Origin of the sequence: Methylobacter sp., assembly GCF_036845245.1 — a bacterium.
Taxonomy (GTDB): Bacteria; Pseudomonadota; Gammaproteobacteria; order Methylococcales; family Methylomonadaceae; genus Methylobacter_A.
Window position 1 is genome coordinate 1 of sequence record NZ_DAIUEH010000023.1, and the last position, 23800, is coordinate 23800.

General features: G+C 47.7%; 27 protein-coding genes, 2 tRNA genes and 1 pseudogene. 11 read left to right on the plus strand and 19 right to left on the minus strand.

All coding sequences use genetic code 11. The features are described from left to right. Window positions 1-220: 220 nt before the first annotated feature. Together V7051_RS11435 and V7051_RS11440 are read left to right on the plus strand one after the other, a co-directional pair. Window positions 221-442, plus strand: a complete 222-nt coding sequence (locus V7051_RS11435; protein ID WP_333875095.1) for a type II toxin-antitoxin system HicB family antitoxin — start codon at window positions 221-223, stop codon at window positions 440-442. Window positions 443-445: 3 nt separating this feature from the next. Further along, entirely contained in the window at window positions 446-667 is a 222-nt protein-coding gene (locus V7051_RS11440; protein WP_333875096.1) for a type II toxin-antitoxin system HicA family toxin, read from the plus strand. A gap of 332 nt (window positions 668-999) precedes the next feature. Here the strand turns inward: V7051_RS11440 and V7051_RS11445 are convergent, their stop codons facing one another. The 16 genes and pseudogenes from V7051_RS11445 to hslV form a co-directional block, all read right to left on the minus strand. Beyond that, window positions 1000-1563 carry a chorismate--pyruvate lyase family protein gene (locus tag V7051_RS11445; protein ID WP_333875097.1) on the minus strand — a complete coding sequence of 188 codons (564 nt, stop codon included), beginning with the start codon at window positions 1561-1563 and terminating at the stop codon, window positions 1000-1002. Between the two features lie 5 nt (window positions 1564-1568). Then, the gene (recG, locus tag V7051_RS11450; RefSeq protein WP_333875098.1) at window positions 1569-3668 is read right to left on the minus strand and encodes an ATP-dependent DNA helicase RecG; all 2100 of its coding nucleotides are present in this window, start codon (window positions 3666-3668) and stop codon (window positions 1569-1571) included. A gap of 23 nt (window positions 3669-3691) precedes the next feature. Further along, window positions 3692-4093 (minus strand): RidA family protein, encoded by a 402-nt coding sequence (locus tag V7051_RS11455; RefSeq protein ID WP_333875099.1) that lies wholly within the window; start codon window positions 4091-4093, stop codon window positions 3692-3694. A gap of 10 nt (window positions 4094-4103) precedes the next feature. Further along, window positions 4104-6272, minus strand: a complete 2169-nt coding sequence (locus tag V7051_RS11460) for a RelA/SpoT family protein (RefSeq protein ID WP_333875100.1) — start codon at window positions 6270-6272, stop codon at window positions 4104-4106. Between the two features lie 12 nt (window positions 6273-6284). Beyond that, window positions 6285-6527 (minus strand): DNA-directed RNA polymerase subunit omega, encoded by a 243-nt coding sequence (gene rpoZ, locus V7051_RS11465; protein WP_333875101.1) that lies wholly within the window; start codon window positions 6525-6527, stop codon window positions 6285-6287. Window positions 6528-6558: 31 nt separating this feature from the next. Then, the gene (locus V7051_RS11470; RefSeq protein ID WP_333875102.1) at window positions 6559-7731 is read right to left on the minus strand and encodes a phosphoglycerate kinase; all 1173 of its coding nucleotides are present in this window, start codon (window positions 7729-7731) and stop codon (window positions 6559-6561) included. Between the two features lie 221 nt (window positions 7732-7952). Then, entirely contained in the window at window positions 7953-8510 is a 558-nt protein-coding gene (locus V7051_RS11475) for a thioredoxin family protein (RefSeq protein WP_333875103.1), read from the minus strand. Between the two features lie 250 nt (window positions 8511-8760). Then, window positions 8761-10311 carry a ubiquinone biosynthesis regulatory protein kinase UbiB gene (ubiB, locus tag V7051_RS11480; protein ID WP_333875104.1) on the minus strand — a complete coding sequence of 517 codons (1551 nt, stop codon included), beginning with the start codon at window positions 10309-10311 and terminating at the stop codon, window positions 8761-8763. 121 nt (window positions 10312-10432) lie between these two features. Beyond that, the gene (locus V7051_RS11485; RefSeq protein WP_333875105.1) at window positions 10433-11053 is read right to left on the minus strand and encodes a ubiquinone biosynthesis accessory factor UbiJ; all 621 of its coding nucleotides are present in this window, start codon (window positions 11051-11053) and stop codon (window positions 10433-10435) included. Window position 11054: 1 nt separating this feature from the next. Further along, a pseudogene (gene ubiE, locus V7051_RS11490) lies at window positions 11055-11804 on the minus strand (bifunctional demethylmenaquinone methyltransferase/2-methoxy-6-polyprenyl-1,4-benzoquinol methylase UbiE); the annotation flags it as partial. Between the two features lie 111 nt (window positions 11805-11915). Further along, the gene (locus V7051_RS11495; protein ID WP_333875107.1) at window positions 11916-12305 is read right to left on the minus strand and encodes a DUF971 domain-containing protein; all 390 of its coding nucleotides are present in this window, start codon (window positions 12303-12305) and stop codon (window positions 11916-11918) included. 22 nt (window positions 12306-12327) lie between these two features. Then, window positions 12328-12591, minus strand: a complete 264-nt coding sequence (locus V7051_RS11500) for a type II toxin-antitoxin system RelE family toxin (protein WP_334181143.1) — start codon at window positions 12589-12591, stop codon at window positions 12328-12330. Next, window positions 12581-12790 (minus strand): hypothetical protein, encoded by a 210-nt coding sequence (locus V7051_RS11505; protein WP_333875109.1) that lies wholly within the window; start codon window positions 12788-12790, stop codon window positions 12581-12583. Before V7051_RS11505 ends, V7051_RS11500 begins: the two co-directional genes overlap by 11 nt. A gap of 53 nt (window positions 12791-12843) precedes the next feature. Further along, complete coding sequence (locus V7051_RS11510) at window positions 12844-13125, minus strand: antibiotic biosynthesis monooxygenase (RefSeq protein WP_333875110.1); 282 nt, start codon at window positions 13123-13125, stop codon at window positions 12844-12846. A gap of 20 nt (window positions 13126-13145) precedes the next feature. Beyond that, window positions 13146-14465 carry an ATP-dependent protease ATPase subunit HslU gene (gene hslU / locus V7051_RS11515; RefSeq protein ID WP_333875111.1) on the minus strand — a complete coding sequence of 440 codons (1320 nt, stop codon included), beginning with the start codon at window positions 14463-14465 and terminating at the stop codon, window positions 13146-13148. A gap of 4 nt (window positions 14466-14469) precedes the next feature. Beyond that, on the minus strand, window positions 14470-15018 hold the full coding sequence (gene hslV / locus V7051_RS11520; RefSeq protein WP_333875112.1) for an ATP-dependent protease subunit HslV: 549 nt from the start codon (window positions 15016-15018) through the stop codon (window positions 14470-14472). A gap of 166 nt (window positions 15019-15184) precedes the next feature. Here hslV and V7051_RS11525 point away from each other — a divergent pair, with 166 nt between their 5' ends. From V7051_RS11525 to V7051_RS11540, 4 genes are all read left to right on the plus strand, one after another. Further along, window positions 15185-15823, plus strand: coding sequence for a DUF4126 domain-containing protein (locus V7051_RS11525; RefSeq protein ID WP_333875113.1), 639 nt, complete (start codon window positions 15185-15187; stop codon window positions 15821-15823). A gap of 61 nt (window positions 15824-15884) precedes the next feature. Next, a tRNA-Phe gene (locus V7051_RS11530) sits at window positions 15885-15960 on the plus strand. A 28-nt stretch (window positions 15961-15988) separates the two neighbouring features. Next, window positions 15989-16064: transfer RNA gene (locus V7051_RS11535), tRNA-Phe, on the plus strand. Window positions 16065-16324: 260 nt separating this feature from the next. Beyond that, the gene (locus tag V7051_RS11540; protein ID WP_333875114.1) at window positions 16325-16567 is read left to right on the plus strand and encodes a YceK/YidQ family lipoprotein; all 243 of its coding nucleotides are present in this window, start codon (window positions 16325-16327) and stop codon (window positions 16565-16567) included. Window positions 16568-16662: 95 nt separating this feature from the next. Here the strand turns inward: V7051_RS11540 and V7051_RS11545 are convergent, their stop codons facing one another. Both V7051_RS11545 and V7051_RS11550 read right to left on the minus strand, forming a co-directional pair. Then, window positions 16663-17673, minus strand: a complete 1011-nt coding sequence (locus tag V7051_RS11545; RefSeq protein WP_333875115.1) for a glycosyltransferase family 4 protein — start codon at window positions 17671-17673, stop codon at window positions 16663-16665. Between the two features lie 306 nt (window positions 17674-17979). Next, window positions 17980-18360: a hypothetical protein gene (locus tag V7051_RS11550; RefSeq protein WP_333875116.1), complete on the minus strand. Its 381-nt coding sequence runs from the start codon at window positions 18358-18360 to the stop codon at window positions 17980-17982. Between the two features lie 209 nt (window positions 18361-18569). Here V7051_RS11550 and V7051_RS11555 point away from each other — a divergent pair, with 209 nt between their 5' ends. Beyond that, on the plus strand, window positions 18570-20198 hold the full coding sequence (locus V7051_RS11555; protein WP_333875117.1) for an alkaline phosphatase: 1629 nt from the start codon (window positions 18570-18572) through the stop codon (window positions 20196-20198). An 88-nt stretch (window positions 20199-20286) separates the two neighbouring features. After that, complete coding sequence (locus V7051_RS11560) at window positions 20287-20997, plus strand: hypothetical protein (RefSeq protein ID WP_333875118.1); 711 nt, start codon at window positions 20287-20289, stop codon at window positions 20995-20997. A 36-nt stretch (window positions 20998-21033) separates the two neighbouring features. Here the strand turns inward: V7051_RS11560 and V7051_RS11565 are convergent, their stop codons facing one another. Then, window positions 21034-21270 (minus strand): hypothetical protein, encoded by a 237-nt coding sequence (locus V7051_RS11565; protein ID WP_333875119.1) that lies wholly within the window; start codon window positions 21268-21270, stop codon window positions 21034-21036. Between the two features lie 211 nt (window positions 21271-21481). Here V7051_RS11565 and V7051_RS11570 point away from each other — a divergent pair, with 211 nt between their 5' ends. The 3 genes from V7051_RS11570 to V7051_RS11580 all read left to right on the plus strand — a co-directional run bounded on the left by V7051_RS11570 (window position 21482) and on the right by V7051_RS11580 (window position 23680). Further along, window positions 21482-22102, plus strand: coding sequence for an L-threonylcarbamoyladenylate synthase (locus tag V7051_RS11570; RefSeq protein WP_333875120.1), 621 nt, complete (start codon window positions 21482-21484; stop codon window positions 22100-22102). Between the two features lie 15 nt (window positions 22103-22117). Then, the gene (locus tag V7051_RS11575; RefSeq protein WP_333875121.1) at window positions 22118-22777 is read left to right on the plus strand and encodes a site-2 protease family protein; all 660 of its coding nucleotides are present in this window, start codon (window positions 22118-22120) and stop codon (window positions 22775-22777) included. A 120-nt stretch (window positions 22778-22897) separates the two neighbouring features. After that, window positions 22898-23680 carry a segregation and condensation protein A gene (locus V7051_RS11580; RefSeq protein WP_333875169.1) on the plus strand — a complete coding sequence of 261 codons (783 nt, stop codon included), beginning with the start codon at window positions 22898-22900 and terminating at the stop codon, window positions 23678-23680. Window positions 23681-23800: the final 120 nt, after the last annotated feature.

Here is a 23800-nt window from a genome sequence, read left to right on the forward strand (position 1 = left end):
CGACGGAAGCTGGCTCGGCTTTATCCTTGTACTTCATCATGACTGACTACTAGGCCTCAATTCAATTAGCCCAAATGCTCTGGCAGCTGATGCTATGTCTTGATCTATTTTTAACTGGAGAATAAGCTTTGTCGGCTATTATACTTTAGCTGAGTGTAATACAGGCTGGACAGCTATTTAGGTAGCTTGAAAATAACTTTTATTTAACGCGGGGAACATCATGATTTTTCATATAACAATCGAACTGGCTGAAGATGGTTGGATCGTTGCTGAATGCCCTGCACTGCCAGGGTGCGTTTCACAAGGCAAAGATCAAGAAGAAGCCTTGGATAATATCAAAGAAGCGATTACGGCATGGTTGTGGGCTGAGGATCAAAAAGCGATTTCTGCTTTGCAACAAGACGGTGCTCAAAAACAAACACAAATCATGGTAACTGTTTAGTTTATGGGTAAACTCGGCAATATCTCCGGCAAGGACGCGGCCAAGGCTTTCGAGAAAGCGGGTTGGCAAACCATCGGGCAAGTCGGAAGCCATCGTGTTTTGGTTAAGTCTGGCGTACGCGTTAATTTATCCGTTCCTCAACATAAGGAACTTTCAATCGGTACGCTACGCGCCCTTATCCGTAATGCGGATATGACCGTTGAAGAATTTCTGAAGCTGCTTTGATTGTTGAGCCATGAACGGCTTAATCGCCCATGTTTCGACAAAATTCAAGGCGACCGGGGAGTCGCTATTTTTGCGAAAGCTTTTATGGGCCTCCCAGCCCAACAAGCGGCAAAAATTACGCGACCGCTAATGCCTGCGGCTGCCCCAGCCGTCCTGGTCACTCGATCGCTACCCAACAAGGGGTAGCTCACATGCTCTCCAATGACTCGACGCGATTTCGGAAAGCCTGCATTTTCACTTCGCAAGCTGCGTGAAAACACATGCACTATCGCTTCTGGGGACTACTCGACTCCTGTCTCGCAGCGACGGTTAATCCTTGCGGATGTTCCAATCTAAAAAACCTCTAAAACCCCCGGTAAAAAAAACTCACTGACCAACATTTGCTGATGCGCAATCGCGTAGACAGTTCTTCTGCCCCATATCGGCTGGTCGATATTGGCTTCATCTATAGCTGGCCGCGTCCAGGTCGGCAGGTCAATCAACGTGACATCCATTTCAATACGCTCCAGTTTGGGATAGGAAAATATCACTTCCCCCAGCGGGCGGCTGCCCAGATGAGCCAAGTTGCTTTTAGTGACTTTGACGGTTTTTGCCGGGATGACGGTTCGGGCTAATATCAGCGGTTTGCCGTCGGCATGGAGTAAGACTTCACGGATCAAGCTGTACTTGTTCTCGTGTAATTTAAGTAATCTGCGTTCACTCAAGAACGGCGTAGTCCATTGCTGTAGTAGGACTTTCACGCCAATCGCATCGCCGTAATAATCGCGTAGACGCTGGGTTAGCGATCCCGGCTCGTAAGTCCAGGATTGGACGTTCTCAGGCAGGGTATGACAGGTGCCTGAGCGGTTTTCCAGCCACAAGGGTTCCCGATTAAATAAAAAGCTCTTAATAGACAATTGGATTAAACCTCGGAATATTCTGTAGATGCGCCCAGCCAGCGGTCGCACAAGGGCTGTATGGCTTCGGGCGCTTGAGTAAAAAAGCTGTCGCCGATTTGTTGAACGGCAGCGAGCACATCGGCATCCCTGGACAAGTCGGCAATTTTAAACTGCATTTGCCCGGTTTGCCGGGTGCCCATGACTTCGCCGGGGCCGCGTAGCTCAAGATCTTTTTCGGCAATCACAAAGCCGTCGTTACTGTCCCGTAAAACGCCCAAACGGTGGCGGGTGGTATCGGACAACGGCGCCTGATACATCAGCAGGCAATAGCTGTCGTCATTGCCACGGCCGACCCGGCCGCGTAATTGGTGCAGTTGGGATAGGCCCAGGCGTTCCGGGTTTTCGATGATCATTAATCCGGCATTAGGCACATCGACGCCGACTTCAATAACAGTCGTGGCGACCAGTAAATCAATTTGATGATTTTTAAAGGCTTGCATCACAGCGTCTTTTTCGGAGGATTTCATGCGTCCGTGAATCAGTGCCACGCGCACATCCGGCAATGCTTCGGTCAATGTTTCTGCGGTTTTTTCCGCTGCTTCGCATTGTAAAACTTCCGATTCTTCAATCAGTGTACAGACCCAATAGACCTGTTTTTTTTTGCCGACCCAACCGTTGATCCGGTCGATCACATCGGCGCGCCGTTCGGCGGGGATCACGCTGGTGACAATCGGTTTTCTGCCCGGCGGCAGCTCATCGATAATCGATATATCAAGATCGGAATATTGCAACATGGCCAGCGTACGTGGAATCGGCGTGGCGGTCATCACTAACTGGTGCGGCTTGATGTCGCCTTGCTGGCCTTTTTCCCTGAGCGCCAGCCGCTGGTGGACGCCGAAACGGTGTTGCTCATCAATGATAATCAGGCCGAGACGATGAAAGTTCACGCTGTCCTGGAACAAGGCATGAGTGCCGATGACAATGCCGGCTGTGCCGTCCTCCAGCGCCTGTAAAACGGCTTTTCTGGCATTGCCTTTGAGTTGTCCGGTTAAGTACATCACCTGGGTTTGAAAGCCGTCGAACCAAGCGCTGAAGTTACGGAAGTGTTGTTCCGCCAGCAACTCGGTCGGCGCCATCACCGCAACCTGATAGCCTGCGGTCAGCGCCAGTAATGCCGCATAGGCGGAGACTACGGTTTTACCTGAGCCGACATCGCCCTGTACCAACCGCATCATCGGGTGTTGCAGGCCGCAATCGGCTTCAATTTCTGCGATGACTCGCTGTTGGGCGTCGGTCAGCTTAAACGGCAGGGAGCGGATAAAATGTTCCGTGGCGGTTTTTCCTGCCGCACCAGCAGAAAGAGAGGGCGCTTGCCAGACTTTGGCTCTATTCCGGGTTGCTCTCAGGACTAAAAAATGCGCCAGCAGTTCTTCAAAGGCCAGCCGTTTTAGCGCGGGTACGCTGCCGTTTTGTAGCGCTTCAATCGACACCGATTCGTCCGGCGCATGCAGGGTTTGGATCGCATCGGCGAGGGCAGGGTAATGGCATTGCTTTAAGACAGATTCGGGTATCCAGTCGGTCAGCAGCTCAGGCTCGTGTTTGCAGCATTCTAAAGCCTGTCTGACCGCTTTGCGTATGACACTTTGACTGAGGCCTTCGGTCAATGGATAAACCGGAGTCAAGCGTGTTTCGGTAATGCAATCGCCGGGATTGGCGATGACCTTATATTCGGGATGAACCATTTCCAGTCCGGCAAAACCGTAGCGAACTTCGGCAAAACAGCTGATCAATGTGCCGGGTTTCAGTACGTTATGCTGGCTGGCGGAAAAGTGAAAAAATTTCAGGCTGATAAAGCCGGTGCCGTCGCTGATTCGACAGACCAGGCTTTTCCGGCCTCGGGGTAAAATGTCGGTAAATTCAACTTTGCCGCTGATCAGCACCGTCATGCCCGGCTTTAACGAGCCGATAGCATAAACGCGGGTTCGGTCTTCGTAACGGTGAGGCAGGTGGAAAATCAAGTCCAGAAGCGTGCAAAGGCCGAGTTTTTGCAGGCGGTTTGCGGTTTGAGCGCCTATCCCAGTCAATATAGCGACTGATTGATTCAGGGTATTCGGGGTTTTCATTAACGGGATACATTAACGAATAATCAAGCCGGATATTCCTGGGGCTTTAACACCATAATCGCATCCATTTCCACATCGGCGGCTTTAGGCAACGCTGCAACGCCGATAACGGCACGGGCGGGGTAGGGCTCCTGGAAATAATGCCCCATGATTTCGTTGACGAGCGGAAAGTTTGCCAAATCGGTCAAAAAAACGTTCAGCTTGACGATGTCCGAAAAATCCCCGCCCGCAGCTTCTGCAACCGCTTGCAGGTTGTCGAACACTTGGGTAATTTGCGCTCTTATATCGCCTTCAATAATGGTCATGGTTTTAGGCACCAAAGGGATCTGTCCGGAAAGATAAACCGTGTGGTCAACTTTGACCGCTTGCGAATAGGTGCCGATGGCTTGCGGCGCTTTATCAGTCTGGATAATTTGTTTGATCATTTTCGGTCCTTTATGCTTTAACTCGGGTAATTTTTAACACGATCGATAATTCTTTCAGGCGGCGCATAATTTTGGCTAAATGCACTCGGTCTTTGACGGTTAAGGTGATTAAATCGACGCTAATACGGTCATCCTGGTCGACGACGGTGACATTTTCAATGTTGGAATTCTGTTCGGATATAGTCGAGGCGATGGTCGCCAACGAGCCGCGTTGATTGAGTATTTCTATGCGGATTTCAACAGGAAAATCACCGGCGATATCAGTGCTCCATTCCACATCCAGCCAGTTGGTTTGTTTTTTTCTGACCACACTGCTGTTGCGGCATTCATGATGATGTACGACGATGCCTTTGCCGGGGTTGAAATAGCCGATGATCGAATCGCCCGGAATCGGCCTGCAACATTTAGCCAACGTGATGACCATGCCTTCCGTGCCTTTGATGATCAGCGGATTCTTCTGGGTCTGGTCGCCGTCATTCAGTTTGATGGTGGCGCTCATATCATCCTGGGCTATGCGTTTGGCAACCAAAAACGGCATTTTATTACCCAGCCCGATGTCTTCAAGCAATTCATCCATTGATTGTTTGGACATGAGCTGAAGCAAGGCTTGTATTTTTTCTTTGCTGACGTTTTCCAGATGTAAATGCATGGATAGCAGTTCTTTTTCCAGCAAACGGCGACCCAGGTTAATCGCTTCCTGCTGTTTAAAGTGCTTCAGGTAATTGCGAATACCGGAGCGGGCTTTGGCGGTGATCACATAGTTGAGCCAAAGCGGATTGGGTCTGGCCCACGATGCGGTAATTACTTCGACGGTGACGCCGTTTTCCAGTTTGGATTGCAGCGGCACCAGCTGTTTGTCGATTCTGGCGGAAACGCAGGCATTACCCAGATCGGTATGTACGGCATAGGCAAAATCGATAATGGTCGCGCCGCGCGGCAGCTTGATAATGGAGCCCTGCGGTGTGAATACGAAGACTTCCTGCGGGAACAGGTCCACCTTCAGGTTATCGATAAATTCCAGCGAGTCGCCGGCGGATTTTTGAATTTCCAGCAAATCTCTCAGCCATTCGTTGGCGCGATCCTGGAATTTTTCGATTTTATCGTCGTCCGATTTATACAGCCAGTGCGCCGCGATACCGGATTCCGACATGCGGTGCATTTCATGCGTCCTGATCTGGACTTCAATGGGCACACCGTAGGGTCCCATTAATATCGAATGCAGGGATTGATAGCCATTGGCTTTGGGCAAGGCGATATAATCCTTGAAGCGTCCGGGAATCGGTTTGTACAGGTTATGCATAACGCCCAGCACGCGGTAACAGGTATCCACATCATCGCAAAAAATCCTGAATGCATAGACATCAAAAATGTCGGCCAGGGAAATTTTTTTGTTGAGCATTTTTTTATAAATGCTGTAAAGATTTTTCTCCCGTCCGGCAACGTCGCAATTCAGGCCGGCCTGTTCCAAACGGTTTTTTATCGTGTTTTCTATGATATCGACAATTTTGCGGCGGTTGCCCCGTGCTTTTTTTACCGCATTATTTAACACCGCATGGCGCATCGGGTACATCGCTTCAAAACTCAGTGCCTCGAGTTTTTGCCGGATATTATTCATGCCCAGGCGATTGGCGATTGGGGCGTAAATGTCCAGGGTTTCACGGGCGATGCGACGTTTTTTTGCCGCCGGCATAACGCCAAGCGTCTGCATGTTGTGCAGACGGTCCGCCAGTTTGACGATGATGACGCGTAAATCCTTGGCCATGGCCAGAAACATTTTGCGGACGTTTTCCGCTTGCGCTTCCGCATGTGATTTACTGTCGATTTTACTTAATTTGGTGACCCCGTCGACCAGTTCCGCAACTTCGGTGCCGAACTGCTCGGCCAGCTCTTTTTTACTGACAGGGGTATCTTCAATAACATCATGCAGTATCGCGGCCATGATGCCGTTGGCGTCCATACGCATCTCGGCAAGACTGATTGCGACAGAGACAGGGTGGCAAATATAGGCTTCGCCGCTTTTACGAAATTGGCCTTCATGAGCGGCCGCGCCGACTTCATAGGCACGCACGCATTGGTCAATTTGGGTTTGATCCAGATAGCCGGACAAGGTCGTGCATAAACGCCGGATTAGTTTGTCCTGAGGGCGTTCCAGCTCGATCGTGTCCGCTATTTCCAGCATAGGCTTTACGAATTAGAACATCGGGTTATGGTGATCATGAGCTTCGCCGACACGATGCAGGGCATTGATGTTTTCAGTAGTAACATGGCCTGCCGCGATTTCGCGTAATGCAACAACCGTATCCTTGTCTTTCCCGCGTGGCACAAATTCAGTCGCACCATGGCTAAGTTGCCGCGCTCTGGTACTGGCCAATAAAACCAGTTTGAAGCGATTTTCAACATTTTCTAAACAATCTTCGATAGTGACTCTGGCCATTTTTAATCCTGATTCGTTGTTGGGTCTATTTCTAACTATGTGATTTTAACACAGAAACGGCAGGAAGTTCTTTGCCTTCAAGAAATTCAAGGAAGGCGCCGCCGCCGGTTGATGTGTAAGATACCTCATCGTTAATGCCGTATTTGTCGATAGCAGCCAAGGTATCGCCGCCGCCTGCAATCGAGAAAGCCTTGCTTTCGGCGATCGCAGTCGCCAGCGCTTTGGTGCCTTCGCCGAACTGGTCGATTTCAAATACGCCGACCGGGCCGTTCCAGACGATGGTGCCTGCGGTTTTTAAAATCTCGGCGTATTGTTTTGAGGTGTCAGGGCCTATATCCAAAATCAAATCATCCGCTTCGACATCGGCTACTTTTTTTACAGTGGCGACGGCGGTTTCTGAAAATTCTTTTGCGCAAACCACGTCAACAGGGATAGGAATGTCTGAGCCGTTGCTTTTGGCAGCTGCAATCAATCGTTTGGCTTCATCAAGCAGATCGGCTTCATACAGCGATTTACCGACAGGAAATCCTGCGGCTGCAATAAACGTATTGGCAATGCCGCCGCCGACAATTAACTGGTCGACTTTTTCCGACAGGGATTTCAGCACTGTTAATTTGGTCGATACTTTAGAGCCGCCGACAATCGCAACCAACGGCTTGGCCGGTGTTTCCAGGGCTTTGCCCAGTGCGTCCAGTTCGCTGGCTAATAATGGGCCTGCGCAGGCAATCGGTGCGAATTTAGCCACGCTGTGGGTTGAGGATTGCGCTCTGTGCGCGGTACCGAAAGCATCCATCACGAATATGTCGCAAAGGGCCGCCATCTTTTTACCCAGCGTATCGTCGTTTTTGCCTTCGCCGGCATTAAAGCGTACGTTTTCGCACAGCACGACTTCGCCCGGCTGAATGGTAATGCCGTCGATCCAGTCTCTTTCCAGTCTGACCGGTTTGCCCAGCAAGCTGGATAAGCGCTCTGCGACTGGTTTCAATGAAGATTCTTCATCGTATTGGCCTTCGACAGGACGTCCCAAATGTGACATCAGCATGACCGCCGCGCCCGCAGCCAGGGCTTTTTCAATAGTGGGTACGCTGGCTTGGATGCGAAGGTCGCTGGTCACTTTGCCGTCTTTTACCGGTACATTCAAATCCTGACGGATTAACACCCGTTTGCCTGACAAGTCCAGATCTACCATTCTTTTAATTGACATATTACGTTCTCATTGTTGTGGGTTGATTGTTTAATTCTAAAAAAGCAGTTTGTCCACGAAAGGCACGGAAAACACGAAAAAACACAAAAAATAAATGTGTTTGTAACACAGTCATTCAGCATTTAAGCGATAGTTACGGCTTTGGCATAAGTACAGCTAAGTCATCGTAAATATTAGAAATTTTTCGTGCCTTTCGTGTTTTTCATGGACAATGTCTGTGGTTAATCCTGTTTCCATTTGATAGAACAGCCGATGCTGTTGATTTGTTCCTTGGGCCCGCGGCCGGTTTCGGAAACCAGTTTCATCGCTTCGAACAATTCGCGCTTGGTATCCGGCGGTGCAGTTTCCTTGCGGCTGGCATCCAGGCGTCCGCGGTATTGCAGTTCGTAGTCGGCATTATAGCCAAAAAAATCCGGTGTACAGACAGCGCCGTAAGCTCTGGCGACCTGTTGTGTTTCATCAAGCAAATAAGGAAAGCTAAACCCCAATTGCTCGGACAGCTTTTTCATGTTGTCGAAAGAATCAGCCGGGTATTCAATTGTATCATTGGGCATGATTGCCACCGATTCAACCCCAAGTGCTTTAAGTTCCCGAGCATCCCTGACAATCCGGTCTTGCACGGCTTTGACATACGGACAATGATTGCAGATAAACATGACCAATAAGCCGTTTTTACCCATGCACTGTTGCAGAGACCATGTGCGCCCGTCAACGCCGGGCAATTCAAAATTGATGGCTTTTTTGCCGAAATCACAGATCGGCGTTTCCAGTGTTACCATTTTTGCACCTCTCTAATCTTTAATATGAAAAAACGTAAATTATTCACCACGAAGACATGAAGTTCACGAAGAAAAGCAGAGCGGAACATAACCTAAGCATGCCGCTCCTTAATTCATGTAGACGTTATTATTAATCTTAGATTGAGATTATTACAGTTACTCTGCTTAAAGCACAAATCGCCGAAATAACAACTTCATATCTCGACAATTGCAGTCGTTCATGGGCATCAGCAATCTGGCACTACGGGCTTTATTGAAACAATACCGCCGCACTGATGACCACTGCGCTGAGCAGCATAGCCCAGACCGTTCTGCGGTGATTGTTGTCCATTTGTTGGCGTAGCAGCATTAATTCCCTGTTTTGCATTTCCGCATGTTGCTTGGCGTGGGCGGCATTGTCCAGCGCTTTATAAATCAACGAAGGAATTTCGGGGAACTGCTCGGCGAAGTCCGGGAACTGTTTGATCAGTCTGTCGATTTTGGCTTTAGGGCCGACGCGTTGATGAAACCATTTTTCAAGGAAAGGTTTGGCGGTTTGCCATAAATCCAGGTCAGGATAAAGCTGTCGTCCCAAACCCTCGATATTGAGCAGGGTTTTTTGCAGCAGCACCAGTTGCGGTTGAACGTGCATATCAAAACGCCTCGCAGTTTGGAACAAACGCAGCAATAATTGGCCGAATGAAATGTCTTTAAGCGGTTTTTCAAAGATCGGTTCGCAAACGCTACGTATTGCGGATTCAAATTCTTCTATCCGGGTCGATTCGGCAACCCAGCCCGATTCAACATGCATCTCGGCCACTTTGCGATAGTCGCGATTAAAAAAAGCCAGAAAGTTTTCGGCTAAATAATGTTGGTCGGATAATGACAGTGTGCCGACGATGCCGAAATCGACAGCGATATATTTGGCCGGCAGATCGACAAAGATATTGCCCGGATGCATGTCGGCATGGAAAAAATTATCCCTGAACACTTGGGTGAAAAAGATCTCCACGCCGCGCTCGGCGAGTAATTTAAAATCGGCGCCGCCCGCTTTAAGCTGGTCGATGTTGCCTACCGGTATGCCGTGAATTCTTTCCATGACCATAACTTTCCTGCGCGTTAGCGGCCAGTGAATTTCCGGTATATAGATAACGTCGGAGTTTTCGAAGTTGCGGCGCAATTTGGCGGCATTGGCGGCTTCCCTGACCAAGTCAAGCTCATCAAGCGTGGTTTTTTCAAATTCGGCAACGACATCGATAGGGCGAAGCCTTCTTGCATCGGCCCAGAAGCGCTCGGCAAAACGGGCCAGTTCATAGAGTAATCCTATATCCGAGCGGATGCGGCTTTCTATGTCGGGACGCAGCACCTTAACGACAACATTTTCGCCGCTGTGCAAGACGGCGGTATGAACTTGTGCGACTGACGCCGAGGCCAGCGGTTCGGCATCGAACTCGGCAAATGCCTCGCTAATCGACATACCCAGTTCTTTTTCGATAATGCTGCGGGCAATATCATTGCTGAATGGTGGAACTCTGTCCTGAAGCTTTACCAGTTCATCGGCGATGTCATCGGGCAGCAGATCTCTTCGAGTAGATAGAGCTTGGCCGAATTTGACATAAATAGGCCCCAAATCTTCCAGCGCACGCCGGATTCTGACGCCGCGAGAGTCTGATGAGTTTCTAAGCCAGAAGTTGGGAGAGAAAACCGCCAAATAACGGACGGGGCGAAATAAATGAGTTTTTAAAACGATTTCGTCCAGGCCGTGAAAGACCAGAACCCAGTTAATATGGATTAGGCGCAATAATAATTTAGGACGGATCACGAGTTACCTTTGTTTGTAGGGTGGGCTGTGTTTTTAAGCCCTAAATTCACCACGAAGACACGAAGTTCACGAAGAAAAATAAGGTAAAACTTCGTGTCCTGCGTGCCTTCGTGGTGAATAATTAAGATTTATTGTGCAACGTACTTTTCAGGCGATCAATCCTGCTTTGCAGGCGGTCAAAATCGGTGCGCAATGCATCAACCTGAGCGTAAAAAATATCCGCTTCGGGCGCTGCCGGTAAATCGCGGGTTTCTTCCTGCAAAAACTCTTTAGAATTCAGCCTGAAGGTCTCAAGAGAATCTTTGCTCCAGCTTTGGCCTGCACGGAAAAAACCGGCCACTTTATGCGCGATGATGTCGCCGGTGAATTGCGACAGCTTTTCTTCCAGATCGATGTCCAGCTTGGCGAACAGCTCCTGAAATTTGCGACCGGTTTGCATATCGCCTTCAATCTTTACTTCGCCTGAGAACACGGAACGCATCGGCGTTGAGCTCAGTCCCATTAAGCCCAGCGCCCAAATCGAGCCGGTCAGGCGCGTGTCGGGTTCGCCAGGAAACTGATCCAGGCACTGAATGGAATCGACAGCCGGGCACAGATAAATGATTTCATCGAACGGCTGAATGTTAACGGCAATGACTTTGCCGGTCAGCGGCGTTAAGAAATAACCACTGTCCTGATCCAATGCAAGATATTGATTAAGCGTGGCTTCCAGCGCGCCAATCAGCAAGGGTTTGATGGTCATGCTAGATTTTATAACCTCTATGAACGGCGACGATGCCTTGCGTCATATTGAAGTATTCGCAGCGTTCGAGACCTGCGTATTCCATCATTTTTTTCAGTTCATCCTGCTTGGGATGCATGCGGATGGACTCGGCAAGATAGCGATAGCTGTCTTCATCTTTCGCAACGACTTTACCAATTTTGGGCAGCAGCTTGAATGAATAAAAGTCGTAAACTTTTTCGGTGATTTTATCGACCGGATGCGAAAATTCCAGCACGATCACGCGGCCTCCGGGTTTGAGTACGCGGTACATGGAGCGCAATGCGGCATCTTTGTCGGTGACGTTACGCAAGCCGAAGGCGATGCAGACGCAATCAAAGGTATTATCTTCAAAGGGCAGGCATTCGGCATTGACTTGCGCATAGCGGATATTGCCGACCAGACCTCTGTCTATCAGGCGGTTGCGTCCGGTGCGCAGCATTTCCGAATTAATATCGGCCAGGACTATTTGACCTTCCGCGCCGACGCGTTTTTCGAACAAGGTCGTTAAATCGCCGGTGCCGCCGGCCAGGTCAAGCACTTGCTCGCCTTTGCGCACATTGCTAAGTTGTACCGCAATGCGTTTCCAGATGCGGTGGATGCCCAATGACATCAGGTCGTTCATGATGTCGTATTGTCCGGCAACGGAATCGAATACGCCGCGTACCAGATTGACCTTGTCTTCTGTGGCTACTTGTTTAAATCCAAAATGGGTGGTGTTGGTCATTGTTGTACCTGTTTGATTAGTATATCGTTCTCACGCTCGCTCCGGCGTGGAAATGCATTCTGTAAGCCTGTTCGGAGTCTTGTCGAAGGGCTACGGCATTGCGTGCAAACGATGAAGTTAATTTTGTCGCGGTTCTTTGCGCGTATATCCGGCGGCTTCCAGGTTATGGAGATAATTAGCCCATAAGGTTTGATATTCAGCACCCAATTTATATAACAAATCCCAAGTATAAATGCCACTGTCATGGCCGTCGCTAAATATCAGGGCGATTGCGTAATTACCGATCGGCTTGATCTCTTTAATCGTGACGTCTTCCTTGCCGACCTGTAAAACTTCCTGTCCGGGCGCGTGACCTACCGCTTCTGCCGAAGGTGTGTAAACGCGCAGGTATTCACTCGGTAATTGAAATACACTGCCGTCATCAAAGCTGATTTCGACGATGTTGGAAACCTGATGCAGCTTGATTTCAGTCGGGTGGGTATTGGCAGGTTTTGCAGTTATGCGCATGTATGCTCGTGTCGGTCTAATGTTATGGAAAAAATCGATAAATTTCTTTTTTGTGCAAGAAGCGAACAAGCACAATGGTATTTTCTTCTAATACAAAACCTAATCGATAAGCCCCAACTTGAATGCGATAAAAATTTTGATAACCTTTTAGTTTTTTGATGCCTGTTAAACTCGAAAGATTAGAACAATGTTCCATTGTGCCAATAATGCCAGCAATTTTTTCTCTGAAATCTTTAGGGACAGTTTTCAAATCCTTGATGAAGCCGGCCTTTATCTCAATCCGCATATAAAATTTTATCAAGCTCTTCTCTTGAGGCCGATTCGCTTAAAAGCCCTTCTTCTATCGCCTTACCCAATGCAAAATCTTCGTCGTTTTCTGTATCGGCAATTGAAATAATAATGTCTTTATTTTTAAACATGATTTTGACCGATTCCAGGAAATTGGCATCAAGATCATTGGTGTTTAACTTATAATTAATGCGCATGGTGAGCCCCCTTTGTAACACTCTTAAGGTATGCACAGCGTACCCTACATGATTTACAAAATACCTTCTTCCAACTGTTCCAAGTAAATAAATTCGGGCGCTTTAACCCCGGCTTGCTTTCTTATTTCAACCAGCTCGGCCGATTCAAAAAATGCTTTGGCGTTGGAAAGTGATGACCATCTGGAAAAATGAACGATTTTATTAGCATTGTTATCCAGTTTTAAAACCTGAAAACTCAGTTCGCCCGCGCTTTTTCTGATCGATGCAGCGTCATCAAAAATTTTTTTCCACGCTGCATAATCCTCGACTTCATGAATGATTAGTACATATTCCATTTTCGTATCAAAATCCTTAATTACAAAATATAACGACTTAAATCTTCGTCTTCAACAAACTCGATCAAATGATCATCAACATAAGCGGCATCGATAAGAATGCTTTTTCCGATAAGATCGGGGGCATTATAGGAAATATCTTCCAGTAACCGTTCCAGAACGGTATGCAATCTTCTCGCGCCAATGTTTTCGGTGGTTTCATTGACCTGCCAACCGAGTTCGGCAATGCGTTTAATGCCGTCTGTAGAAAACGACAGCGATACGCCTTCGGTGCTCAATAACGCAGTATATTGTTCGGTTAATGACGCATCAGGCTCAGTCAGGATGCGCACAAAGTCATCGGCTGAAAGAGCGTCCAGTTCAACTCGGATAGGAAACCGGCCTTGCAGCTCGGGGATTAAATCCGACGGTTTGGTCAAATGGAAAGCGCCCGATGCGATAAACAGGATATGGTCGGTTTTGATTGATCCGTACTTGGTGCTGACGGTAGTGCCTTCAACCAACGGCAATAAATCCCGTTGTACGCCCTCGCGGGAAACTTCACCGCCGCCCAGTTCGGAACGTTTGCAGATTTTGTCGATTTCGTCCAGAAACACGATACCGTTTTGTTCTACGGATTCGACCGCGCGCAAACGGATGTCATCTTCATTAACCAGCTTGGACGCTTCTTCATCCTGTAACACTTTCAGGGCTTTGTTGATTTTCATTTTACGGGAGCGGGTTTTACCTGAACCCAGATTTTGAAACATGCCTTGCAATTGGCTGGTCATTTCTTCCATGCCTGGAGGTGCCATGATTTCCACGCCCATCGGTGCAAGATGCACGTCAATTTCAATTTCCTTGTCGTCCAGGTCGCCTTCGCGTAATTTCTTGCGCATTTTTTGACGGGTCGATTCTTCGGTGTCGGACAGCATGCCGCCATTCGCCCTCGGCAGCAGAATATCAAGGACTCTCTCTTCGGCGGCGTCGAAAGCCTTGTTTTCAACCTTGTCCATTTCTATCGTGCGGGTCATTTTCACCGCAGTATCGACTAAATCGCGGACAATGGAGTCGACATCACGGCCGACATAGCCGACTTCGGTAAATTTGGTGGCTTCGATTTTAATAAAAGGCGCATTGGCCAGACGTGCAAGACGGCGGGCAATTTCAGTTTTACCGACGCCGGTCGGGCCGATCATTAAAATATTTTTAGGGGTGATTTCTTCGCGCAGGGCAGGGTCGACCTGTTGACGGCGCCAGCGGTTGCGTAATGCAATGGCGACAGCGCGCTTGGCATTGGCTTGGCCGACAATATGCTTGTCCAGTTCGCTTACGATTTCTTTAGGGGTCATTTGAGTCATTTGTTTACTCGTTAGGTTCAGCGTCGAGTTCTTCAATACGCAAATTGTGGTTAGTGTAAATACAAATATCGGCTGCTATATTTAAAGACCGCTCAACAATTTCGCGGGCGCTAAGATCGGTATTTTCCAATAATGCACGTGCGGCAGCTTGGGCAAAAGCACCGCCGGAGCCTATCGCCATCAAATCGAATTCAGGCTCGATCACATCGCCGGTACCGGAAATAATCAGTGAGGTTTTTGCGTCGGCAATGGTCAGCAATGCTTCCAGTTTGCGCAAAGCACGGTCGGTACGCCAATCCTTAGCCATTTCCACTGCTGCACGGGTTAAATTGCCGCGGTGCTTTTCCAGCTTGCCTTCAAAATGCTCAAATAAAGTGAACGCGTCCGCCGTTGCTCCGGCAAAACCGGCGATGACTTTATCGTGATATAAACGGCGCACCTTGCGGGCATTGCCTTTCATTACCGTATTGCCTAATGTGACTTGACCGTCGCCACCGATTACAACTTTGTCACCCCGGCGAACAGAAAGTATTGTTGTTCCTCTAAAACTCACTTTGAATATCCTAAAATTACCAAATACATAAAACTAATTTTACATGGTCTGAATTTAAATGTGCGAAAAAATCAGCGCAGGATCATATTACTTTGACGGATGCGGTTTAGCCGGGATTCAGGAAAATATGCTACGCTCGGCAAAATAGTCAAAATAGAGGACTCTAATGGACGCACTGCATCAAATATCAACAACCCTGGCGTTATCGATGGGGCTGGCGTGGGCCAGCGGGATTAACCTGTATGCGACGTTGTTTACCTTGGGCTATCTTGCCAATACCGGCAATATCGATTTGCCGCCGGATTTGCAAATAGTCGCTAACCCGATGGTCATGGGGGCGGCGGGCCTGATGTATTTTATCGAATTCTTTGCCGATAAAATGCCGGGCGTAGATACCGGTTGGGATGCGATACACACCTTTATCCGCATTCCGGCTGGCGCCATGCTCGCGGCCGGAGCGATCGGTGATTTGAATCCCGCTGTTGAATTGGCCGCAGCTATTTTGGGCGGCGGTTTGGCGGCAGGTTCTCATGCGACCAAAGCAGGAAGCCGGGTATTGATTAACACCTCGCCGGAGCCCTTTAGCAACTGGATTGCATCGGTCAGCGAGGATGTGGTCGCAATAACCGGCGTCTGGGCCTGTATCAATCACCCGATACTCTTTTTAATAGCGTTGGCGGGTTTTATCCTGTTGATGATCTGGTTGCTGCCGCGGATATGGGGGGGCGTGAAAAAAGTTTTCGGTTTTATTATTAATCTGTTCCGAAACGAAAATGCCCCGACCAGTCAAAATCCGCACCAATAAAAAACATTATTTATTGACTGTGAGCTCATAATCGAGTCTAATGGCGCTCTTTTGTAGTTCCGCCCAGGTAGCTCAGTCGGTAGAGCAGAGGACTGAAAATCCTCGTGTCGACGGTTCGATTCCGCCCCTGGGCACCACTGCAAAAAATCAGCAACACCTCAAAATGCCCAGGTAGCTCAGTCGGTAGAGCAGAGGACTGAAAATCCTCGTGTCGACGGTTCGATTCCGCCCCTGGGCACCATGAATAGCGTTAAAAGAGCCGGCCGATGAGTCGGTTTTTTTATGCCTGAAGATTTTTGTCGGGGGCATTTCCTGGACGTTCACTCGGGGAGTTTAATAAAAGTTTCCTTTCATGGGTATAAGTCCAAAACTCAACAGCACATAGCTATTGCCTAACAGGTTAGTCTATGTCATTCCAGCGTGTAAAATCACGAACACCATCAACTTTCAACCTCGTCCACTGTAATGTTCAAGCAAGTCGTATATGGAGGCATCTGCATCATGGGACTGTCCGGTTGCGCTACTTTTAAATCTTTAGAGGTAAATGCACATCTGCCCTTGTATGAACGTATACTTATTTATAGTGGAACTCGGCTTGATTGGGCGGCAATAGCAAAAAATGATGCAGCTCTCAGTAAATTTAAAGCAACACCACCTTGTTATCCATTAGTTGATCTGCCCTTAAGTTTCGCTTTGGATTCTATATTTTTACCGCTAACGGTCTCAGCTGAGATTTTTCATTAACCGACGTATTGTCTTTGATCGGTAGAACTCGATGTGGCGGGTCTGTCGTTCTACGGGCATGGAGCTTTATCAATAACCAGATTCAGCCTTATTAATTATGAAACAGGTACTAAATTATTTAAAAACTGGTCAGAACAATTTTGCCATGAATAATTCAATGCCTGTTGACGGCAATCTTCGCTATTTAATTCAAGTGCACTGTAAAACGCCTCCTGCAAGTTTTCCCGCATGCAACCAGTTTGATTCTCGATTAAAACATCTATGGGGCCTTGGACTGGATAAGCAGCCACGGGCACGCCGCAAGCCAGTGCATCCAGCATAACTATTCCAAAAGTGTCGGTTCGGCTGGGAAAAACGAAAACATCCGCCGCCGCCATAGTTTTCGCTAGAGACTCGCCAGTTTCAAAGCCAGTAAAAACAACTGCTGGAAAATTCTTTTTTAATATATTCAGTTGTGGACCACCGCCAACCACGACTTTAGTGCCTGGAACAGGTAAGGAAAGAAAAGCTTCTAAATTTTTTTCAACAGCAACTCTACCCACATACATCGAAATAGGGCGGGGGTACTTCAAAAAATCTTTATCTCTAGGCTTGAAGCGATCAGCATCTACCCCTCTAGACCAGCGCACAAATTGATCTTTATTAAACCCCCGTGTGACCAAATCAGCCTCCACATGCGCAGTTGCGACCATTATCTGATTAGCCGGCTTATGAAACCAATGAAGCAAACGATAGCCCCAGGTAACCGGAGTCTTAAAGCGTAGATTGATATACTCTGCAAACAAAGTATGAAATGAGGTGGTAAAAGCCAGTTTATGTTTCAGACAATATTTCCGCGCCGCTAGTCCTAATGGACCTTCAGTGGCAATATGGATTCTATCTGGTGCAAAATTGTCCAGTAATCGTTTAACCTTAGGATAACAAAAAATTGATAATTTAATGGATGGATAAGTGGGACATGGAATGGTAATAAATTGATCAGGCGTTATCAAAAGAACATCTTCGCCTTGGTCACGAATAGTTTTACAAGTATTTTCAATGGTTGTTACAACCCCATTAATTTGCGGGTACCATGCATCTGTAATAAAAGCGATTTTTAATGGCATATGAAATTTCCATAGTGAATTCGTAATATTCATTTTAAGGGGGCAATATGAACATATGACTACAGTGCTATGAAAATTAAAAGTCTTCTCAAGGTTGGAAATAATGCATCATGCGGTCATCGGATTACTGATTAACAAAGTCGAATTCGGCTTGTATATTTAACCGATACCGCTGTGCGTATAAATGCCTGTAGCGCGAATAAATTCGCGCCCACGACGACATCCAACTATAACTATTTTCCGCTTAACTTTATGGCAGCGATATTGCCCGGAGCGAAATATCTGCCCATGAGATCGACGAACTAATTATTCCGCTATTTTCACCAACCAGCCGCCATCGCCTTTGCAATTGTTTTGCCCGTCGGCAGTGATGGCGATTCTGGCATAAACGCCTTTTAATGACGCCGGAATCGTTCCGCTTACTTGAAAACCGCCTTCATTTTCCGGGGTAACTTTTATATCAGTCGGTAGTCCTTTTACGGTAACCTTAATGTTATTCGGGTAAGTATTTGCAGACGCTGTGAAAGAAAATGTCGAAGCCGGTGCAACTTCAATATTTTCAGCAGGCGTAAAATCGGTAAATTTGGGTTTGGTACAGGCTTTTGAGCTGCTGCTACTGCCGTAAGCCCAGGTAGCGCCGGAAGCCAGCATTAGAATAAAAATCCACAAGCAATTATATCGTTTCATTGTTATGCCTCGTGTTGTTAGCGTTTTTACGCGGTCGAGACAAACTAACTGATTTTGACGCGTTTGTCTCTTTTGTAATTCCTGAGTATTCATTATCTTGTCACAAATTTTAAGTAGCGTATCCGGTGTCGATGAGTTGTCGCTTTCGATGCAGGAGTCCAGAACAGGCGTTTTCACTTATTCAAACACAGATCAGAGGAGTATCAGACATGCGATTTTTAAAAAAGCTCAGCGTAACGGCTGTAAGTTCCATTATTACCCTCAGTGTCGTACAGGCAGCCGAACCGACTCCGGCAGACTGGTTTAACGCCGGGCGTCAGACCGTTATCGACGCTAAACATCTGCGCCCAAACGAGAGACAGGCAAAAAATGTCATTTTATTTATCGGCGATGGCATGGGTATTTCTACAATCACCGCATCACGGATTTACGACGGCCAACAAAAGGGAGGGCATGGCGAAGAAAATTCCTTGAGTTTCGAAAAACTGCCTTATCTGGCGCTATCCAAGACTTACAGCGTCGATCAACAAACGCCGGATTCCGCGCCGACCATGACGGCGATGGTTACCGGGGTTAAAACGATAGGCGATTCGGTATCGGTTAATCAATTTGTCGCGCATAGCGAGCCTAATGCCAACGTGATCGAGGTCAACAAACTCACCACTATTCTGGAGCAGGCCAAACAACACGGATTGTCTGCGGGCGTCGTTTCAACTGCCCGTATTACCCATGCAACGCCGGCCGCGACTTACGCCCATACGGCCAATCGCGACTGGGAAGGCGATTCGGATAGACCTGTCGGCGCTACCGTTCCGGACATCGCTGCGCAATTGGTTGATTTTAATATCAATGGCGGCATTGATGTCGCATTGGGTGGCGGACGGACGCGTTTTATCCCTAATACGGCGACCGATCCGGAATATGGCGTAGCCGGTAAACGTAAAGACGGACGCGACCTGACTGCCGACTGGTTAAAAAAACACAATGCCCAATATGTATGGAATCAAGCGCAGTTCGATGCGATAGACCCGAACACTACCGATCATTTGCTGGGCCTGTTTGAACCTTCCCATGTCCATTATGAGGCCGACCGTCTCGCTCATGACCAGGCAGGAGAACCGTCTTTGACGGAAATGACCGTTAAGGCCATCGACATTCTGAAAAAAAATCGTAACGGATATTTTCTGATGGTTGAAGGTGGGCGTATCGATCACGCCCATCATTCGGGTAATGCGTACCGCGCACTGACCGATACCCAGCAATTTGCCGCTGCGGTACAAGCTGCGGTGAATAACACGAATCCTAAAGAAACCTTGATTATCGTAACAGCCGATCATAGCCATGTATTTACCATCGGCGGTTATCCACAACGCGGTAATCCTATTTTGGGTTTGACTCAAGGCGTAGGCGCAACCACTCCCGATCTTGATCTGCTGGGCTTGCCGTACACGACGCTGAACTATGCTAACGGTACAGGCTACACCGGCGCCTCAAATGCTCAGGCAGAAGGATCGAAGTCATTCACCACACCGGCAACTGCGGCTTGGGCGTCGGGTAGCGAAGGTCACAATCCGACATCTTTTAGCCCTGCCAGCGGCCGTCCTTTGCTTGACGAGGCTAAAGTCGAGCATCCTGATTATTTGCAGGAAGCGATTATTCCACTAGGCGCTGAAACTCATGCTGCTGAAGATGTTGCCATTTTTGCAGGCGGCCCAAAAGCGCATTTGTTTCATGGTATCGTGGAGCAAAACGTCATTTATCATGTGATGGCTGAAGCGTTGGGCTTTGACAGGCCGGATGGTGCGCATGAAGATAAGCCTTCGCATCGCGGCAAGTAAGTAGATTGTAGAACAGGGCGATTGCCGGTATTAATGAAAAGGGATATTCGTATCCCTTTTTTTAGTTTATCCAAAATCCAGACACACTATGAAAATATTTGATTTATTGAAAATTGTTATCGGTCTTGGTTTCTTCTTATTGTCCACATTCGGTTTTGCCGATAGCTTAAGTCATAGTGCTCAACAGTCGATGGAAGTTGCTTGCCGTTATGAAATGACAGTAACGCCTCGTGCTAAAGCCAAAGCCTCTTCAAACAAGTTCTGGTTTTTCTGGCGGACCCCCGGCATGATCCAGACGCAGGATGCGGACGGCGATTATGGCGAAATCTGGGAGCGGACAGTCACCGGCAGTATTCAATATCGCAAGCTTTACCATGCCGATAAAACCGCCGTCGAATACATGTCTACGGATATGCCGGTTAATAACATGAGTTTCGATTGGGTCAAGCTGTCCAGTATGCTCAGGCAGCAAGAGCTGGATCAGCTTAAAGCGGTTAAAAAGACGCGCGTCTTAGGCCGTAATGCAGAGCTGCTTAAGGGCAAAATAGGCGGCCAGACCTTAGAGGTTTTATGGTTGCCGAATGAAGGTTTGCCTGCGAGTATCATCAGAAAAGACAAAACAGGCAGTATGGCGCTTCATCTTGTTCAAATTACAGCATTATCAGCGGCTCACCGAAAACCGGTAGCTGTTGAAGAAATTTCCAATTACAGGCATATTGACGCGGCCGATTTCGGTGACATGGAAAACGATCCGTTTGTCAGGAAAGTGCTGGCAGCCGAAGGACACCATCACCATTAATCTGATGTCCGGTAAAAAATATCCCAATTAACTATTTTAAGCGTTTTTGGAAGAAATTGATTTGAGATAGTTTCTCGTAGTAATGAAGATATAAATGGCTATAAAAACGACTAACAACCACTGGGCGGCATCTCCATATATGATGCAGACAATAATTACCGGAATTCCGATGATCCAGGTCCATTTCAGTCTGTTTCCTTGTTGAACAAAACGCTTTAGCTCCAATTCCAATTCATCTTCTCTAAGCACATTAACAGCGTCTTTTTTATTCATTTTTGTTGGCACAGGCAATGTTAAAAAGCCCTATTTTACAATTTTTGAACGAGTGATGACTATCAATTCCTGACACTTAAACTGATTACATAAGGCTATTGGGAAGTCGTGGTCATTTGATGATGATTGATGCCTACGTGGTTTTGAACTGCAAGCTTATAGGGATGTACGGTATAATTATTCTATATCCTAACTTACGTGGCATTCATAAATGGCTCAATTTTTTGAAATACATCCGGAAAGTCCGCAGTTGCGTTTGATACATCGTGCGGTGGAAGTGCTTCGTAAGGGCGGCGTTATTGTTTATCCGACTGACTCTTCTTATGCGATTGCCTGTCATTTAGGCGATAAGCAGGCGCTTGATAAAATCCGCCGTATCAGACAGCTGGACGATAAACACAACTTTACTTTGGTCTGTAAAGATCTGGCCCAAGTATCCATGTTTACCAAAATCAGTAACGACGCTTACCGGCTGATTAAGGCGTTAACGCCGGGACCTTTTACCTTCGTTTTGGACGCTACGCGAGAAGTGCCGCGCCGCTTGCAGCATCCGAAGAAAAAAACAGTAGGTATACGGGTTCCCGGTCATCCGGTCGCGCAATTGCTGGTTCAGGAACTGGGCGAACCGTTGTTCAGCTCTACCTTGATGTTGCCGGGAGAAGATGAGGCATTGACCGATCCCTATGAGATCAGGAATAAACTTGAACATGAGCTGGATCTGGTGATTGATGCCGGTATTATCGAGTTTGAGCAAACGACTATTATCGAGTTTTCCGCTAGCGGTGCTGAAATTATCAGGCAGGGCAAAGGCCTTGCACCGATGCTGGCTTAACAGAGGAATGCAGGCATGATGGATGAATTGACACTGTTGCAACGTATAGTCGTCTGGATATTGCCGGTGATTTTTGCGATTACCGTGCATGAGGTGGCGCATGGCTGGGTGGCAAAAAAATATGGCGATAACACCGCCTCGGCATTGGGTAGGTTAACCTTAAATCCGATTAAGCATATTGATTTGATTGGAACCATTATTCTTCCGGGAATATTGCTAATAACCGGCACGGGTTTTATTTTCGGTTGGGCAAAGCCGGTTCCTGTCGATGCGCGAAATTTTAAAAATCCACTGCACGATATGGCGATAGTCGCTTTGGCGGGTCCTGTCTCGAATTTTTTGATGGCCGTCGGTTGGGCGTTAATAGCCCGGTTAGGAGTGACGATAGGCGCGCAAACCGAAGCTATCTCATTGCCGCTGATTTATACCGGGATTGCCGGTATTTCCATCAACCTGGTGTTGGCGTTGATTAATTTATTGCCGATTCCGCCGCTCGACGGTAGCCGCATTTTGACGGGCATTTTGCCAAGTTATTGGGCATGGCAATATAACCGTCTGGAACGCTTCGGATTTATCATTTTATTGGTGCTGTTATACACAAATACGTTGGGTGCGATTTTAGCCTATCCGATGTTTGTTGCTCAGAAAGTGTTTTTTTCAATTGCCGGGTTGTAGGTTGATTTTTACGCGGATTTTCAAACTCCAGCTTGCTTCCTGTATTCGCGAAGCTCGAGAATGAACGAAAACTTGAACCAAAATACGGTTGAGGCCTTAGAGCAATCGGTGGCTACAAGCATGCCGTCGTTCGCAATCGTTAACGGCGCACCGTTTAACAAGCTGCCGGACGATCTTTATATTCCGCCTGATGCGCTGGAAGTGCTGCTGGATACCTTTGAAGGGCCGCTGGATTTGTTGCTGTATTTGATACGCAGGCAGAATTTGGATATTGTTAGCATACCGATAGCGCAGATTACCCATCAATACATCGCCTACATCCAGATAATGGGTGAGTTAAACCTGGAGTTGGCCGCGGAATATCTGGTGATGGCCGCGTTGTTAGCGGAAATCAAGTCAAGAATGCTGTTGCCGAGGCAGCTTGATGTTGAAGAAGATGAAGAAGACCCGCGAGCAACGTTGATTCGCAGATTACAGGAATACGAGCTGATTAAAAATGCGGCTGAAGAAATTGATCAGTTGCCGAGAATTGAGCGTGATATATTTCAAGTCGATGTGGATGCCTCAACGCTAAAAAATTTCGAAAAAAATTTACCGGATATCCAACTAAAAGAAATGCTATTGGCATTTCAGGATGTACTTAAAAGAGTTGAGCAGCTCAGCCATCATCAAATTACCAAGGAGCCCTTATCTGTCCGTGAACGCATGTCAGCCATTCTGGAAAACCTTAAAGGAGCGGATAGTCTCCTTTTCTCGCAGTTATTTATCCGAAAAGAAGGTCGACACGGAGTCGTTGTCTCGTTTCTGGCAATCCTCGAACTCAGCAAAGAGCGACTCATCGACATTATCCAGTCAGAGCCCTTTGCCGAGTTGCGCGTCAGAACTGCCGGCGCCGGCACCTAAGCGTGTATCTAAGCCCAAGTCTTCGCCATCGCCTGTCGACAACGCCTGTCCTGAGTGCAGTCGTAGGGCTCAGGAAAGGCCTTCCGTAACTGAACAACGTGAAATTAATGTGGAAATTAA

Bases quoted from the DNA above. Each gene is read 5' to 3' on its own strand.
- rpoZ (WP_333875101.1), bottom strand. From the start codon at position 6,527: ATGGCCAGAGTCACTATCGAAGATTGTTTAGAAAATGTTGAAAATCGC.
- recG (WP_333875098.1), bottom strand. From the start codon at position 3,668: ATGAAAACCCCGAATACCCTGAATCAATCAGTCGCTATATTGACTGGG.
- V7051_RS11565 (WP_333875119.1), bottom strand. From the start codon at position 21,270: ATGAATAAAAAAGACGCTGTTAATGTGCTTAGAGAAGATGAATTGGAA.
- V7051_RS11555 (WP_333875117.1), top strand. From the start codon at position 18,570: ATGCGATTTTTAAAAAAGCTCAGCGTAACGGCTGTAAGTTCCATTATT.
- V7051_RS11525 (WP_333875113.1), top strand. From the start codon at position 15,185: ATGGACGCACTGCATCAAATATCAACAACCCTGGCGTTATCGATGGGG.
- V7051_RS11500 (WP_334181143.1), bottom strand. From the start codon at position 12,591: ATGCGGATTGAGATAAAGGCCGGCTTCATCAAGGATTTGAAAACTGTC.
- V7051_RS11455 (WP_333875099.1), bottom strand. From the start codon at position 4,093: ATGATCAAACAAATTATCCAGACTGATAAAGCGCCGCAAGCCATCGGC.
- V7051_RS11575 (WP_333875121.1), top strand. From the start codon at position 22,118: ATGATGGATGAATTGACACTGTTGCAACGTATAGTCGTCTGGATATTG.
- hslU (WP_333875111.1), bottom strand. From the start codon at position 14,465: ATGACTCAAATGACCCCTAAAGAAATCGTAAGCGAACTGGACAAGCAT.
- V7051_RS11510 (WP_333875110.1), bottom strand. From the start codon at position 13,125: ATGGAATATGTACTAATCATTCATGAAGTCGAGGATTATGCAGCGTGG.
- V7051_RS11550 (WP_333875116.1), bottom strand. From the start codon at position 18,360: ATGAAACGATATAATTGCTTGTGGATTTTTATTCTAATGCTGGCTTCC.
- V7051_RS11580 (WP_333875169.1), top strand. From the start codon at position 22,898: ATGCCGTCGTTCGCAATCGTTAACGGCGCACCGTTTAACAAGCTGCCG.
- V7051_RS11545 (WP_333875115.1), bottom strand. From the start codon at position 17,673: ATGCCATTAAAAATCGCTTTTATTACAGATGCATGGTACCCGCAAATT.
- V7051_RS11475 (WP_333875103.1), bottom strand. From the start codon at position 8,510: ATGGTAACACTGGAAACGCCGATCTGTGATTTCGGCAAAAAAGCCATC.
- V7051_RS11470 (WP_333875102.1), bottom strand. From the start codon at position 7,731: ATGTCAATTAAAAGAATGGTAGATCTGGACTTGTCAGGCAAACGGGTG.
- V7051_RS11560 (WP_333875118.1), top strand. From the start codon at position 20,287: ATGAAAATATTTGATTTATTGAAAATTGTTATCGGTCTTGGTTTCTTC.
- V7051_RS11435 (WP_333875095.1), top strand. From the start codon at position 221: ATGATTTTTCATATAACAATCGAACTGGCTGAAGATGGTTGGATCGTT.
- V7051_RS11460 (WP_333875100.1), bottom strand. From the start codon at position 6,272: ATGCTGGAAATAGCGGACACGATCGAGCTGGAACGCCCTCAGGACAAA.
- V7051_RS11485 (WP_333875105.1), bottom strand. From the start codon at position 11,053: ATGACCATCAAACCCTTGCTGATTGGCGCGCTGGAAGCCACGCTTAAT.
- V7051_RS11570 (WP_333875120.1), top strand. From the start codon at position 21,482: ATGGCTCAATTTTTTGAAATACATCCGGAAAGTCCGCAGTTGCGTTTG.
- V7051_RS11505 (WP_333875109.1), bottom strand. From the start codon at position 12,790: ATGCGCATTAATTATAAGTTAAACACCAATGATCTTGATGCCAATTTC.
- V7051_RS11540 (WP_333875114.1), top strand. From the start codon at position 16,325: ATGGGACTGTCCGGTTGCGCTACTTTTAAATCTTTAGAGGTAAATGCA.
- V7051_RS11495 (WP_333875107.1), bottom strand. From the start codon at position 12,305: ATGCGCATAACTGCAAAACCTGCCAATACCCACCCGACTGAAATCAAG.
- V7051_RS11440 (WP_333875096.1), top strand. From the start codon at position 446: ATGGGTAAACTCGGCAATATCTCCGGCAAGGACGCGGCCAAGGCTTTC.